At 74.1% G+C, this 14,014-nt stretch carries 15 protein-coding genes; 8 read left to right on the plus strand and 7 right to left on the minus strand.

Annotated features, from left to right (window positions below; all coding sequences use genetic code 11):
- Nucleotides 1-2 precede the first annotated feature (2 nt).
- Nucleotides 3-1,082, plus strand: a complete 1,080-nt coding sequence (locus tag CP980_RS25910) for an ADP-ribosylglycohydrolase family protein (protein WP_150529187.1) — start codon at nt 3-5, stop codon at nt 1,080-1,082.
- Here CP980_RS25910 and CP980_RS25915 read toward each other — a convergent pair.
- The 3 genes from CP980_RS25915 to CP980_RS25925 form a co-directional block, all read right to left on the minus strand.
- Nucleotides 1,071-1,772 (minus strand): nucleotidyltransferase domain-containing protein, encoded by a 702-nt coding sequence (locus CP980_RS25915; protein WP_150529188.1) that lies wholly within the window; start codon nt 1,770-1,772, stop codon nt 1,071-1,073. The genes CP980_RS25910 and CP980_RS25915 overlap by 12 nt on opposite strands.
- A gap of 28 nt (nt 1,773-1,800) precedes the next feature.
- Nucleotides 1,801-2,283, minus strand: coding sequence for a Rieske (2Fe-2S) protein (locus tag CP980_RS25920; RefSeq protein ID WP_132760491.1), 483 nt, complete (start codon nt 2,281-2,283; stop codon nt 1,801-1,803).
- A gap of 88 nt (nt 2,284-2,371) precedes the next feature.
- A complete protein-coding gene (locus CP980_RS25925) occupies nt 2,372-2,713 on the minus strand; it encodes a DUF952 domain-containing protein (protein WP_150529189.1) in 342 nt (113 codons plus the stop codon).
- Nucleotides 2,714-2,820: 107 nt separating this feature from the next.
- On the opposite strand from CP980_RS25925, the gene CP980_RS25930 reads away from it, so the two are divergent.
- The 5 genes from CP980_RS25930 to der all read left to right on the plus strand — a co-directional run bounded on the left by CP980_RS25930 (nt 2,821) and on the right by der (nt 7,557).
- Nucleotides 2,821-3,261 (plus strand): YidB family protein, encoded by a 441-nt coding sequence (locus tag CP980_RS25930; RefSeq protein WP_150529190.1) that lies wholly within the window; start codon nt 2,821-2,823, stop codon nt 3,259-3,261.
- Between the two features lie 190 nt (nt 3,262-3,451).
- Entirely contained in the window at nt 3,452-4,540 is a 1,089-nt protein-coding gene (locus CP980_RS25935; protein WP_150529191.1) for a prephenate dehydrogenase, read from the plus strand.
- Between the two features lie 138 nt (nt 4,541-4,678).
- Nucleotides 4,679-5,377 (plus strand): (d)CMP kinase, encoded by a 699-nt coding sequence (gene cmk, locus CP980_RS25940; RefSeq protein ID WP_099893555.1) that lies wholly within the window; start codon nt 4,679-4,681, stop codon nt 5,375-5,377.
- Nucleotides 5,332-6,021 carry a lysophospholipid acyltransferase family protein gene (locus CP980_RS25945; protein WP_132760487.1) on the plus strand — a complete coding sequence of 230 codons (690 nt, stop codon included), beginning with the start codon at nt 5,332-5,334 and terminating at the stop codon, nt 6,019-6,021. The genes cmk and CP980_RS25945 overlap by 46 nt, the downstream gene beginning before the upstream one ends.
- 75 nt (nt 6,022-6,096) lie before the next feature.
- Nucleotides 6,097-7,557 (plus strand): ribosome biogenesis GTPase Der, encoded by a 1,461-nt coding sequence (gene der, locus CP980_RS25950; RefSeq protein WP_132760486.1) that lies wholly within the window; start codon nt 6,097-6,099, stop codon nt 7,555-7,557.
- Between the two features lie 16 nt (nt 7,558-7,573).
- Here der and CP980_RS25955 read toward each other — a convergent pair whose 3' ends face one another.
- Both CP980_RS25955 and CP980_RS25960 read right to left on the minus strand, forming a co-directional pair.
- Nucleotides 7,574-7,963 (minus strand): hypothetical protein, encoded by a 390-nt coding sequence (locus CP980_RS25955; RefSeq protein ID WP_229907182.1) that lies wholly within the window; start codon nt 7,961-7,963, stop codon nt 7,574-7,576.
- A 217-nt stretch (nt 7,964-8,180) separates the two neighbouring features.
- Nucleotides 8,181-8,978 (minus strand): hypothetical protein, encoded by a 798-nt coding sequence (locus tag CP980_RS25960; RefSeq protein ID WP_132760484.1) that lies wholly within the window; start codon nt 8,976-8,978, stop codon nt 8,181-8,183.
- Nucleotides 8,979-9,277: 299 nt separating this feature from the next.
- On the opposite strand from CP980_RS25960, the gene CP980_RS25965 reads away from it, so the two are divergent.
- Nucleotides 9,278-10,087 carry a LysM peptidoglycan-binding domain-containing protein gene (locus CP980_RS25965; protein WP_150529193.1) on the plus strand — a complete coding sequence of 270 codons (810 nt, stop codon included), beginning with the start codon at nt 9,278-9,280 and terminating at the stop codon, nt 10,085-10,087.
- 100 nt (nt 10,088-10,187) lie between these two features.
- Entirely contained in the window at nt 10,188-11,153 is a 966-nt protein-coding gene (locus CP980_RS25970; RefSeq protein ID WP_132760530.1) for a helix-turn-helix transcriptional regulator, read from the plus strand.
- A gap of 366 nt (nt 11,154-11,519) precedes the next feature.
- On the opposite strand, the gene CP980_RS25975 is transcribed toward CP980_RS25970, so the two are convergent.
- Together CP980_RS25975 and CP980_RS25980 are read right to left on the minus strand one after the other, a co-directional pair.
- Nucleotides 11,520-12,614: a phosphatase PAP2 family protein gene (locus tag CP980_RS25975; protein ID WP_132760482.1), complete on the minus strand. Its 1,095-nt coding sequence runs from the start codon at nt 12,612-12,614 to the stop codon at nt 11,520-11,522.
- Between the two features lie 271 nt (nt 12,615-12,885).
- Nucleotides 12,886-14,007: a glycosyltransferase family protein gene (locus CP980_RS25980; protein WP_150529194.1), complete on the minus strand. Its 1,122-nt coding sequence runs from the start codon at nt 14,005-14,007 to the stop codon at nt 12,886-12,888.
- Between the last annotated feature and the right edge of the window lie 7 nt (nt 14,008-14,014).

Raw genomic sequence — 14,014 nt, forward strand, 5'->3', positions numbered from 1 at the left:
CCATGGCTGCGACTACGGGGAAGCGGCCGGCGACGGGGGCCCTGATCGGCCTCGCGCTGGGCGACGCGCTGGGCTTCCCGACGGAGTTCGACGACGTCCCGTCGATCCTGGCGAAGACCGGCCCGTGGCGGTCCATGCCCCTGCCCCGTCCGGCGATCGTCACGGACGACACCCAGATGACGCTGGCCCTGGCGCGCGGCATACGGACGGCGACCGGCCGCGGCCGCGTGGGCCCGCTGCGCCTGGCCCGCCCGGTCCGGGAGGAGTTCGTCGACTGGTACCACTCCCCGGAGAACAACAGGGCGCCCGGCAACACCTGCCTGCGGGCGTGCAGCCTGCTGAACGACCCTTCCCGGGACTGGAGGGACGCGAGCCAGGTCGGCTCGAAGGGGTGCGGGGCGAACATGCGCGTGGTCCCGGTGGGCTTGGTCCCCGGCTGGACGGAGGAGGAACGGGCCGGCGCGGCCCAGCTCCAGTCGGCGCTCACCCACGGCCACCCGACCGCCCTCGCCGCCAGCGACCTGACGGCCCGGGCGGTCTACCTCCTCGCGCAGGGGACCGAGGTGACCGGCCTGGTCGGGCAGCTGCGCTCGTACGCCCTCGACAACCGGACCCGCTACCACGAGCGCTGGCTGGGCGACCTCTGGATGCGCACGGCGTCGGACGCCTCGCCGGAGTCCTTCATGGCGCGGGGCTGGGACGAATGCCTGGCCGTACTGGACCGCCTGACGGCGGCCCTGCGGACCCCCTCCCCGGAAACGGACCCGTGCCTGACGACGGGCGACGGCTGGATCGCCGAGGAGGCCCTCGCCACGGCCCTCCAGTGCTTCCTCCTCTTCCCGCAGGAACCCCTGACGGCGCTGCGCCGCGCGGCCTGCACGAAGGGGGACTCGGACTCGATCGCCTGCCTGGCCGGCGCCTTCGCCGGCGCCCACCTCGGCGCGGAGGTCTGGCCCCGGGACTGGGAGGGCCGCATCGAGTACCGGGACGAACTCCTGGCCTTCGGCGCCCTCTGGGACGCCGGAGCCGTGTCGGACGCACTCGACGCGTCCGTGGTCCGGCGGCGGGGGCTACGCGGCTGAGGTGCGTCGGGCGCGCAGGAGGAAGTCCTCCACGCGGGCCCGGTCCGGCTCCGGAGGGAGGGGGGTGAGGGCCAGGGCCGTCTGCGACTCCTCCTGGAGGCGGGACATCCACGTGTCCACCTCCGGCCAGGTCAGTTCGCCGCGCCTGACCGCCAGGAGGCGGTCGCGGTACTCGGTGGCGTCGATCGTCAGGCGGCCCGTGCGCAGGAGGTCACGGCAGGACAGGAGCAGCCGCAGCAGGTGCATGGCGTGCTTCCAGCGCGGGGCGCCGTGGATGCGGACGTCCGCGAGCAGTTTGGCGTGCTGGGAGACCGCGTACCGGGAGAACGTGGTGTGTGCCCGGCGGGACAGGAAGGCCTCCCGCAGGGAGAGGAGTTCCTCGCCCTGCGGGGTCAGCCGTTCCACCAGCGGGGAGTGCAGGCACTCCAGGATGTTCGGGTTGGCGCGCAGGGCGAGTTCGCAGAAGCGTTCCAGCTCCCAGGAGAACTCCTCCTCCCGCGGGCCCTCCACGTGCGGGGGCGGCTTCTCGAAGCGCCAGAAGAGCGGGGTCGGGGCGAGGTAGACGCCGCGCCGGTCGACGTCGCTCGCCTCCGTCGCCAGGCCGAACGCCCGGGATCCCATCACGCACGCGTAGATCGTGTGGTCGCGTACGAGGGCGAGGGCTTCCGGGGGTGTCGTCGGCGCGTTCATCCCGGGAGCCTAGGCCGCGGCGGGCGGGCTACGCGAGCGAGATATCCCCGTCCGGGGCCACCGTGATCTGCTTCTCCGCCAGGGGGCGGGTCGCCGGGCCGTGGGCCACCGCGCCGTCCGTGATCTGGAACTTGCTGCCGTGGCAGGGGCAGTCGATGGTGCCGTCCGCCACCTTGTTCACGAGGCAGCCCTGGTGCGTGCACACCGCCGTGAAGCAGCGGAAGGACCCGGCCGTGGGCTGGGTGACCACCAGCTTCTCGTCCTTGAGGACCGTGCCGCCGCCCACCGGTACCGCGGAGGACTTGAGCAGCGCCTTGCCCGTTCCCGACGAGGGGGCGGACGGGGAGGCGGGGGAGGACGGGGCCGCGGCCTGCGGGGTGGAGGGGCTGCCCGGTTCGCTCTTCGGGCTCTTGTCCTCGCCGCCGCACGCGGTGAGCGTGCCGCCTGCCAGCGCGACGGCCGCTCCTGCCGCCAGGACCGTACGGCGGGCCGTCGGCGTGGGGTCGCTCATGGGGTGCTCCTCGATCGGGTCGCTGCGGGATGGCGAGCAGCATCCTGGCGCCTCCCGGGCCCCAGGAGAAGCCCCCGCGCCGTGCGGTTCAGGAGCCCTGCTCCCACGCGACGAGCCGCGCCGGGGCACCCGGCGTGCGCACGACCTCCCAGAGGCGGACCACGGCCGCCCGGTCCAGCGGGCCGTGGACGTGCGGGTAGCGGCCGCCCGTCTCACCCTCGCGGCGGACCTCCGAGGTCAGGGCCCGCTCGTCGAGCTCGACGGCCAGCAGCGGACCGGGGACCTCGCGGTAGTGCGCGTCCGCGATCGCGAGCACGGTCGGGCGGTCCGCCGAACAGTGCACGAAACCCTCGGAGTCGAGGGAGGCGGGGGCGTAGGGGAGCTCGGGCGCGGAGGTCCAGTCGGCGAGCGGCACGATGTGGAAGATCATGCCGATCGTTCTACCGCAGGGCCCGCCGAACGGTTGCAGCAAGTGGCGCAATGAGGTGGATCGGGTGACATTGTCCGTGTCTCGAACCCTCTCGAAAGGCTTGGACGATGGCGGGTAACGACCTCGGCTCCCTTCTGGGCGGCCTCCTCGGAGGTGGCGGCGGCGGCCAGGCAGGCGGTGGCGGCGGCAACATCCTCGGCGCGCTGCTCGGCGCTCTCATGGGCGGCGGTGCCGGCGGCGCCCGGGCCGCCGGGGGCGGGAACAATCCGCTCGGCGGGCTGATGGACATGCTCGCCAAGTCCGGTCTCGCGGACCAGGCGCAGTCCTGGGTCGGTACGGGTGACAACAAGCCGGTCAGCGGCGCCCAGATCGCCGAGGCGCTGCCGGACGACACCCTCCGGCAGGTCGCCGAGCAGGCGGGCGTCAGCCCGCAGGAGGCCGCCGACCAGATTGCGCAGGAGCTGCCGCAGGCCGTCGACAAGCTGAGTCCGGCCGGTTCGATCCCGAGCGGTTCGCTGGAGGACATCATCCGGCAGCAGAACCTCTAGGGGGTGTCCGAGGCGGATCACGGCCGGGCCGGGGCGAGCGGCCCTGATCCGCCGGACACCCCCTGGACCCCGCGGGCACCGAGGGCCCGGCCGCCGTCCACATGACGGGCTGCCGGGCCCTCGCGCCGTGATCGCTGGCTACTCTGGCCCTGACTTGCCGTTACCCGTCACCGCATCCCAGGAGCGCCCCGTGAGAACCGCCGTCGTGATCGGAACCGGACTGATCGGCACCTCCGCGGCACTCGCCCTGGCCGCCCGCGGGATCACCGTCCACCTCACCGACCACGATCCGGCCCAGGCCCGTACGGCCGCCGCCATCGGCGCCGGCACCGACGAGGCCCCCGAGGGCCAGGTCGACCTCGCGATCGTCGCCGTACCGCCGGCCCACGTGGCCGCGACGCTGGCCGAGGCGATCGGCCGCGGCGTGGCCCGGGCGTACGTGGACGTGGCCAGCGTCAAGGGCGGCCCCCGCCGGGAACTCGCGGCCCTCGGCGTGGACGTCACGTCGTACATCGGGACCCACCCGATGGCCGGCAAGGAGCGCTCGGGTCCGCTCGCCGCGACGGCCGACCTCTTCGAGGGCCGGCCCTGGGTGCTGACCCCGACCCGTGACACCGACCACGAGGTGCTCAACCTCGCGCTCGAACTGGTGGCCCTGTGCAAGGCCGTACCGGTGGTCATGGACGCCGACGCGCACGACCGGGCGGTCGCCCTCGTCTCCCACACCCCGCAGCTCGTGTCCAGCATGGTCGCCGCGCGCCTGGAGGAGGCCGACGAGACGGCGGTACGGCTGTGCGGGCAGGGGATACGGGACGTGACCCGGATCGCCGCCTCCGATCCGCGGATGTGGGTGGAGATCCTCTCGGCCAACCCGGGCCCGGTGGCCGACGTACTCGCCGGGATCGCCTCCGACCTGGAGGCCACCGTCGACGCGCTGCGCGGGCTCCAGTCGGCGGACGTCGAGAAGCGCCGCGGCGGTGCGGCCGGCATCGAGGACGTACTGAAGCGGGGCAACGCGGGCCGGGTCCGGGTGCCGGGCAAGCACGGCACGGCGCCGGTGGCGTACGAGACGATCGCCGTACTGATCAGCGACGAGCCGGGCGAGCTCGCCCGGATCTTCGCCGACGCCGGGCGGGCCGGGGTCAACATCGAGGACGTCCGGATCGAGCACGCCACGGGCCAGCAGGCCGGTCTGGTGCAGCTCATGGTCGACCCGAGGGCCGCCGCCGCCCTCACCGCGGAGCTGCGCGAACGCGGCTGGGCACTGCGCCAGCAGTAGTCCCGGCCGCCGCCGGGCGCCCCCCGCCCGCGGTACTCCCCGGTACTGGGCGGCGCCCGTGTCCGGGGCCGGTAACCTTGGGGAGGGGCGCTTTGGCGCGCCCGGACACGTACGCGCAACCAGGAAGGTGCCCGCACCGTGGAAACCGCAGCTCCGTCCGCCGTGATCGTCGCCATCGACGGTCCCTCCGGCACGGGCAAGTCCAGCACCTCCAAGGCCGTGGCCGCCAAGCTCGGGCTGCGCTACCTGGACACCGGTGCCCAGTACCGGGCCATCACCTGGTGGATGATCACCAACGGGGTCGACACCGACGACCCGCACGCGATCGCCGTGGCCGCCGGCAAGCCCGGCATCGTCTCCGGTACGGACCCGGCCGCGCCGACCATCACGGTCGACGGCCTGGACGCCTCCGGCCCGATCCGCACCCAGGAGGTCACCTCCAAGGTCAGCGCCGTCAGCGCCGTCCCCGAGGTGCGCACTCTGATCACCGAGCTCCAGCGCTCCATCGCCGCCTCGGCGCAGGGCGGGATCGTCGTCGAGGGACGGGACATCGGCACCACCGTCCTGCCCGACGCCGACCTCAAGATCTTCCTGACCGCGTCCCCCGAGGCCCGCGCCGCGCGCCGCAGCGGTGAGCTGCGCGGCAAGGAGGCCACGGACCTCGCGGCCACCAAGGAAGCCCTGATCAAGCGCGACGCCGCCGACTCGGGCCGCAAGACCTCCCCGCTGGCCAAGGCCGGCGACGCGGTCGAGGTCGACACCACCGAGCTCACGCTCGACCAGGTCATCGAATGCGTCGTGACGCTGGTGGAGGAGAAGCGGGCGGGGCGCAAGTGAGCTCAACGCCCTCCCTCAAGGGTGCGGCGCTCGGCCGGCGGATCGGCATCGGCCTCATGTACGGGCTGTGGAAGCCGCGCGTACTGGGCGCCTGGCGCGTCCCCGCCTCGGGGCCTGTCATCCTTGCCGTGAACCACGCGCACAACATCGACGGACCGATGGTCATGGGCACCGCCCCGCGACCGCTGCACTTCCTCATCAAGAAGGAGGCGTACGTCGGCCCGCTCGGCCCGTTCCTGGACGGGATCGGCCAGGTCAAGGTCGACCGTACGGGCGCGGACCGGGGCGCGATCAGCAAGGCCCTCGCGGTGCTCGACAACGGCGGGGCCCTGGGGATCTTCCCCGAGGGCACCCGCGGCGAGGGCGACTTCGCCTCGCTGCGCGCCGGGCTCGCGTACTTCGCGGTCCGCAGCGGCGCGCCCGTCGTACCCGTGGCCGTGCTCGGCAGCACCGAGCGCCGAGGCCGGCTGGTCCGCGGACTGCCGCCGTTCAAGAGCAGGGTCGACGTCGTGTTCGGCTCCGCCTTCGACGCGGGCGACGGCACCGGCCGCCGCACCCGTACGGCCCTGGACGAGGCCACCGTACGCATCCAGAGCAGGCTGACCGCCCACCTGGCCGACGCCAAGCGCCTCACCGGGCGCTGAGCGAGACTTGACCCAGTAGTGGTCCCGCGCTGCGCGGGCACCACCGACCACCACGAACGACGAGGAACGGACTTCATGAACGACCAGCACGACCACGGAGCGCTCGGCGATGCCGAGTACGCGGAGTTCATGGAGCTCGCCGCGGAGGAAGGCTTCGACGTAGAGGACGTCGAGGGCGCGATCGCGGAGGCCGGCCACGGGCCGCTGCCCGTGCTCGCCGTCGTCGGCCGCCCGAACGTCGGCAAGTCGACCCTGGTGAACCGCATCATCGGCCGCCGCGAGGCGGTCGTCGAGGACAAGCCCGGTGTCACCCGCGACCGCGTCACCTACGAGGCCGAGTGGGCCGGCCGCCGGTTCAAGGTCGTCGACACCGGCGGCTGGGAGCAGGACGTCCTCGGCATCGACGCCGCGGTCGCCGCCCAGGCCGAGTACGCCATCGAGACCGCCGACGCGGTCGTCTTCGTCGTCGACGCCAAGGTCGGCGCCACCGACAGCGACGAGGCCGTCGTCAAGCTGCTGCGCCGGGCCGGCAAGCCCGTCGTCCTGTGCGCGAACAAGGTCGACGGCCAGAGCGGCGAGTCCGACGCGGCCTCGCTGTGGTCTCTGGGCCTCGGCCAGCCGCACCCGGTCTCCTCGCTGCACGGCCGCGGTACGGGCGACATGCTCGACGCCGTCCTGGAGGCGCTGCCCGAGGCCCCCGAGCAGACGTTCGGCGGCGCCCCGGTGGGCGGCCCCCGGCGCATCGCGCTCATCGGCCGGCCGAACGTCGGCAAGTCCTCGCTGCTCAACAAGGTCGCGAAGGAGGACCGCGTCGTCGTCAACGAGCTGGCCGGCACCACCCGCGACCCGGTCGACGAGCTGATCGAGCTCGGCGGGGTCACCTGGAAGTTCGTGGACACCGCGGGCATCCGCAAGAAGGTGCACCTCCAGCAGGGCGCCGACTACTACGCCTCCCTGCGCACGGCCGCCGCCGTCGAGAAGGCGGAGGTCGCGGTCATCCTGATCGACACCACCGAGACGATCAGCGTCCAGGACCAGCGCATCATCACCATGGCCGTCGAGGCCGGGCGCGCGATCGTGATCGCGTACAACAAGTGGGACGAGCTCGACGAGGAGCGCCGCTACTACCTCGAACGCGAGATCGAGACCGAGATGCAGCAGGTCGCCTGGGCCCCGCGCGTCAACGTCTCGGCGAAGACCGGCCGCCACATGGAGAAGCTGGTCCCGGCGATCGAGACCGCCCTCGCGGGCTGGGAGACGCGCGTCCCGACCGGCCGGCTGAACGCCTTCCTCGGCGAGATCGTCGCGGCCCACCCGCACCCGATCCGCGGCGGCAAGCAGCCCCGCATCCTGTTCGGCACCCAGGCGGGGAGCAAGCCGCCGCGGTTCGTCCTCTTCGCCTCCGGCTTCCTGGAGCACGGCTACCGGCGCTTCATCGAGCGCCGTCTGCGCGAGGAGTTCGGCTTCGAGGGGACGCCGATCCACATCTCCGTGCGGGTGCGCGAGAAGCGCGGCGCGCAGTACAAGAAGAAGTAGCGGCGGCGGTCCGGGGTCAGTAGCCCCGGCGCGGAGCGGGCGGCAGGGCCGCCGGGATGTGGTGCATCCCGGTGTGGTGCTGCCGCCCGTTGGCGTACGAGGGGCCGGCGCCCGCGTGCTCACCGCCGCCGGTCGCGGACCCGGCGTACGCGTACGAGGGCTGCGGCGCGGGGGCGTACGGGGCCGGCCACGGGTCCGTCTGCCACGCCGAACCGTTCCAGCCGCTCCCGTACGAACCGCCCCCGTACGCGACGGCGGCGCCGCCGGCGTGCGTGCCTCCGTACGAGAACGCCGTGAACCCGAGGTCCTCCTCGCCCGTACGGTCGCCCGGCAGGGCCCGGAAGGCCCGCAGGTACTCCGAGTAGAGCGCGTCGTAGATCGGGGTGTGCGAGACGGCGGGGCGCATCGGGGAGACGCTGCTCGCGTGGGCAGGGGCGCGGGAGGGGTCGTATGAATGCACGTATCAGCCAACGAACCCGGGGCCCTGCGGATGCGGGCGGAAGCAGAAAAACGCAGATCGCCGGGGGTGCGCGGGATGGACCGCGTACCCCCGGCGCGCATGCCGCGCCGCCCCTGGCCGAGGGGCGGCGCGGCCGTTCCGGGTCCCCTGCCGAGGACGGGGCTCAGGCGCCCGTGGTGCCCGCCAGCGGCATCGAGGCCGCCACCAGCTTGCCGCCGGCGGCGGCCTTGTCCAGGGCGTCGCGGAGCAGGTCCTCGCGCGGCTGCTGGCCGATGGAGCCGACCGGGGCGGCGTAGATGAGCACCCGCTGGGTCTTGTTGACGGCGGCGCGCCAGCCGTCGGTGACCGACAGCGCCTGGTGCGCCTGCCACCAGGCGACCTGGCCGCCGCCCTCGGCGCCGGGCTGGAGGACGGCGTGCAGCTGGCCGGCGGCGAGCAGCACGGACCAGCCGCTCAGCGGGGTGGGCAGCTCGGCGGTGTCGGTGACCGGGATGAACCCCTGCTCGATGAGGAGCGGCAGGAAGTCGTCGCCGGGGCCGGTGGTGCCGGGGCGGGCGATCGGGGCGGTCGGCTCGACCACGAGGGCGGGGTGCAGCTCGCCGCCGATGAGGACCAGGCCGCTGGTGATGCCGAGGACGGCCTGGCCGCCGGGCACGTTCTGCGGGGACTGGCCGCCGGCGGGGCTGTCGCCGGTGATGCTGCGCACCGCCCCCTGGAGCTGCTCCTCGGAGACGTTGACCACCTGCGAGGGGATGCAGCCGGCGTGGGCGAAGGCGAGGACGGCGGTCTCCTCGCCGACGAACAGCACCGTGCTCGTGCGGTCGGTCTCGGGGTCCCCGGGGGTGCGGCAGGAGGTGCAGTCGTAGCTGCGCGGTGCGTCGTCGCCGGTGAGCAGCCTCTCGGCTTCTTCGTCACCGATCTCGGCACGTACCTCATCACTGACGTCGAGCATGCGGGGCACGGGCTGGCTCCTCGGATTGGGCGGGCGGGCGGCCGGGCGGTTCCCGGCTCGCCGGGCTCAACGGTGCGGCGGGGGCCGGGGTCACGCCGTTGGAGGGAACGGAATCGAACCTGGCCCCCGGAGGGGTGAACGGTCGGACCGGAGCTTTGTTTTCGTTCCAACTCTTTTCCGCATGCGCGCAGTTGGTGGCCGGTCCTGCCCGTTTCCGGCGGGGTGGCGGCTGCGCCGACCGGGTGGCCCGCGGGACGGGCCGCGTGGCAAGGCCGGGCGCGGGCCGCGGCGCTGCGTAGCGTGACGCGATGCCCGACCTCCGGATCCGGTGGGCCGCCCCGGCGGCCGCCGCCGCAGCTGCCGCGCTGGCCCTCGTCCTCGTACTCCCGTCGGGGGCCGGCGCGGCCCCGCCGCCCCCCGCTCCCGGGCCCGCGGGGGCGGCCCACCCCGGCTCGCCCGGCGTCATCGGGACCGGCCCGGGGGACTGCGGGCCGGGCGGGCAGTGGCCCTGGGACTGCGTGGCCGACTGCGAGAGCAGCGGGCGCTGGGCCGTCAACACCGGCAACGGGTTCTACGGGGGCCTGCAGTTCTGGCAGCCGACGTGGGAGGAGTACGGGGGCCTGGCCTTCGCGCCGCGGGCCGATCTGGCGAGCCGGGAGCAGCAGATCCGGGTGGCCGAGGACGTGGTGGGCCTCCAGGGGTGGGACGCGTGGCCGGTGTGCTCGAAGCGATACGGGCTGGCGGGGCGGATGCACGCGGTGCGGGCGGGGGACACGCTGGAGAAGATCGCCCGCCGGTACGGGGTGAAGGGCGGCTGGCAGGCGCTGTACGAGGCGAACCGGGCGGCGATCGGCCCGAAGCCGCAGACGCTGGTGGTCGGCACGCTGCTGGTCCTGCCGGCGTCGACGCCTCCGGCGCCTTCCGCGCCTGCCGCGTCGGTCCCGGTCCCGGTTCCGGTCCCGGTCACGACGCCGGTGCCGGCCCCGGCGGCGTCTGCGAAGCCGGCCGCGGCCCAGAGCCCGGCGGTTGCGAAGCCGGCGGTCGCGAAGCCGGGGGGCTCCCGGCCGGCCGCGGTCCCGGCGCGTACGCGGGCTCCCGCGGCCGTACCGGCTCCCTGACCCGGGCTCGGGCCCGGGCCCTGACCCGGGCCGCCCGGCAACCCCTCGGCCCGTGGGCGGCGATTCGGACGCGGGCCGGGGTACCGGCAGACTGCTCGGCATGCTGGAGACCTCCGCACGACTGCTGCGCCTGCTGTCCCTGTTGCAGGCCCACCGCGAATGGACCGGCGCCGATCTCGCGGAGCGCCTCGGCGTGACCCCGAGGACGGTGCGGCGCGATGTGGACCGCCTCCGGGAGCTCGGCTACCCGGTGAACGCAAGCCCCGGCACCGGCGGCGGCTACCAGCTGGGCGCCGGGGCCGAGCTGCCGCCGCTGCTGCTCGACGACGACGAGGCCGTCGCCGTGGCGGTGGGCCTGCGGACCGCAGCCGGGAACGGCGTCGAGGGGATCGGCGAGGCCTCCGTACGGGCGCTCGCCAAGCTGGAGCAGGTCCTGCCCGGACGGCTGCGGCGGCGGGTGTCGGCGCTCAACGAGTTCACCGTCCCGATGCTGCGCGGGCCGGGGCCCGCCACCGTCGACCCCTCCGTGCTGACGGGGCTCGCCGCCGCGTGCCGGGACTGCGAGCGGCTGCGCTTCGACTACCGGGACCACGCGGGCAGCGTCAGCCGCCGCGTGGTGGAGCCGCACCGGCTGGTGTGCACCGAGCGGCGCTGGTACCTGGTCGCCTGGGACCTGGACCGGGAGGACTGGCGGACCTTCCGCGCCGACCGCATCGAGCCCAGACCGCCGCACGGGCCGCGGTTCACCCCGCGCCCGGCGCCCGCCGAGGACCTCGCCGCGTACGTGTCGCAGGGTGTGTCCCAGGGCGCGTACGCCGCCCGGGCGGTGCTGCGGCTGAAGGTGCCTGCGCAGGCGGCGGCCGTGATCGTGGGGCCGAGCCAGGGGGCGCTGGAGCCGCTCGACGCCGAGAGCTGCCTGCTGCGGACGGGCGCCGTGAACCTCGACGTCCTCGTCATTCACGTGATGCTGCTCGGCTGTGAGTTCGAGGTGCTGGAGCCGCCGGAGCTGGTCGACCGGATCAGGGCGGCCCGGGACCTTCTCGGGCGGGCCGTGGAGAAGTTGTAAGGAAACGGAGGGGGGTTCACCCGCCGTGCCGGCCGGGTCACCGCAATCCCCGGGTGAATTCCGGGGGTCCCGGACGGAATGCGAAACAGGATGTGCGCGGGGCGTGTTGCGGGCCGGAAAAGGAAAGGCGAGCGGGCGTTTTCGCGGCGGCGCGGATGAACCCGGCCCCGTCAAAGAACTGTCGACATTCCGTGACCCAAGCGTGACCCGGTTCGGACGAACCTGCTGGCGCTGCGCTGACGTTCCGGTCGGGTGCCCGTCGGTAACCACTGAAATGGCCGAGGCGGGCCGGGTGGTGACCCGGCCCGCCTCGGTGGTGCGGGGTGAGGTGGTGCGTACCGCCCCGCGGTGTCTTCCGTACGGGGGTCAGCCCCCTGCCGGCCGGGCCGCGGCCCGGCCCGCGGGGGGCCGCTCGGTGTGGGCCGGGCGGCGGCTGCCGACCGGGGTGACCGGGGTCCGCTCGGACCGGATCAGGTGCGGCCGGCCGGAGACGTGCGCGGGGGGCCGGGGCGTGGGGGCGTGCCCGGCGCCCGCGGCGGCGGCCTGTGCGCTCACGGGGACGGGCGTGGCGGCGGGCTCCTGCGAGGCGGCGGAACCGCCGGCCGGGGAGGGTTCGTCGGCGAGCCGGAGCTGCCACTTGCCGCCCGCGGAGAGCAGCGGGGTGAGCGCGGTGGCGACGGGGACGGGCACGGTCCCGGTCTCCAGGCGGCGGCGCAGCCGCTCCCGGAGCGCGAAGACCCGGGCCTCCACGGCGGCGATCAGCGGCTCGAACCAGGGCAGCGCCAGCATGATCAGCAGACCCGCGGACCAGCCGAGCAGTACGTCGCTCACCCAGTGGGTGCCGAGGTACACGGTGGTGGCGCCGACGCTCAGCGAGACGACGGCGGACACCACGGACAGCACCCGCCGGGTGACCGTGGTGGAAGCCAGGTAGGCCAGGATTCCCCAGGTCACGACGGCGTTGGCGGTGTGGCCGGAAGGAAATATATCGCCGCCGGCGAAGAGTTCGGCGGAGCCGATCTGCGTGGCGTAGTGGGGGCCGAGCCGGCCGAGGCCGAGCTTGACGGCGCCGACGGTGATGTTGAGCAGGAGCAGCGCCACGCCGAGGGTGATCAGCGGGCGGAGGGTGTGCTGGCGCCAGGAGCGCCAGCCGAGCCATGCGGCGACCATGACCGCGGTGGGTCCGCGCTGGCCCAGGACCACCAGGTAGTCGAGGAAGGCGTGCAGCTGAGGCCACTGCTCGTAGGGCCGGAAGAACATGACCTGCCAGTCCAGGCGGACGAGCCAGGACGTGGTCAGGACGGCCACCACGATCGCGAGGTAGAACGCGAGGGTCGATCCGAGGAGCACGACGCGGTGCCGGCTCATCTGCGGTGTTTGCAGATGAGCCGGTCGCTCTGGTTCCCGGTCCAGCCGGGCGAACACCCGCTCCGGACGGGTCAGGATTTGGTCGGTACGCACTCAATCGACGTTACCGCGCGCCGATGGGCGGCCCGGTCGAATCACGGGCTTTGTGATGACCATGTGATGTGGAGTTGGTCTCACGCGGAGCTTAATTCCTGGCATTCGGGCATTAGTTGGAGGCGTCTTGATCCATTGCCCTGGCCATTCTTTCGCATACTTAGCCGCGCTTTATCGCCGCAGCTCATTTACTTTGCTGAAAGATGGATCGGAATGATCCATTCCGTTACGCGCCCTCGGTGCGGGCCCCAGCGGCAGCCCTGCGGCGGTCCTACGGCGGGCCCGATCCGTTCAGCCAGAAGGCCCCGTACACCGCCGACGCCAGCGCCAGTGCGCCCAGCACCGCGGCCGCCCGGCCGGTCCGCCACCCGGCCAGCGCCACCGCCGGCGGCAGCAGCAGCGGGAACGCCGGGAGCAACAGCCGTGGCTTGGAGCCGAAGTAGCCCGACGCGCACAGCGCCAGCGCCACGACGATCCCGCAGTAGACGAGGAGCGCGGCCGGCTGGCGCTGCCGTACGCACAGCCCGTACAGCCACAGCACCAGCGCGACCCCCGCGATCAGCCCGGTCCCGGCCGCGGCCCCGGCGGGGGAGGAGACCAGCTTCGCCCCGACGAAACGGGCGAACGCCCAGCCGCCGTCGAAGCCGTTGCCCCAGCCGCCCTGCACGTCCAGGTAGCCGAGCAGCCCACCGCCGGTGCGCGCCCCGACCCACAGCACGTACGCGGCCGCGCCGAGCGGGGCCAGTACGGCGCCCACCGCCATCCGCCAGGAGCGCTCCCCGCTCCGCCACGCCCGAGCGGCCGCCACCCAGACCGCCGCCACGACCGCGGCGCCGACCGGGCGGGTCAGCCCCGCGCCGGCCGCGAGCAGGCCGGCCGTCAGCCACCGGCCGCGCAGCGCTCCGTACAGGGCCCAGGCCGCGAGCGCCGTGAACAGCGACTCGCTGTAGGCCATGGACTGCACGATCCCGACGGGCAGCGCGGCCCAGACCCCGGCGGCGAAGACCCCGGCGCGGCGGCCGTGGAGGAGATCGGCGACGGCGAAGATCCCCCAGGCCGCGGCGAGGCCGGCCACGGCCGAGACCACCAGTCCCGCCGAGCCGTGCGACAGCCCGGTCGGCGCCGCGACCAGCCGCTCCAGCCAGGGCAGCAGCGGGAAGAACGCCAGGTTCGAGTGCACGTCCCCGTCCGGGAGGAGCACCTCGTACCCGTACCCCTCGGCGGCGATGCGGGCGTACCAGAGCGAGTCCCAGCGCGCCGACAGCAGCGTGTGCGGGCTGCTTCCGGCGGCCGCGCACCAGAGCGCGAGCACGGCCAGCCCGAGCAGCCGGACCGCCGCGAAGACGGCCAGGGCGGGCGCGGCCCGGCGAAATCCAAGATCTTTCACGGGCATGATTATC

The organism is Streptomyces vinaceus (genome assembly GCF_008704935.1).
Lineage (GTDB): Bacteria > Actinomycetota > Actinomycetes > Streptomycetales > Streptomycetaceae > Streptomyces > Streptomyces vinaceus.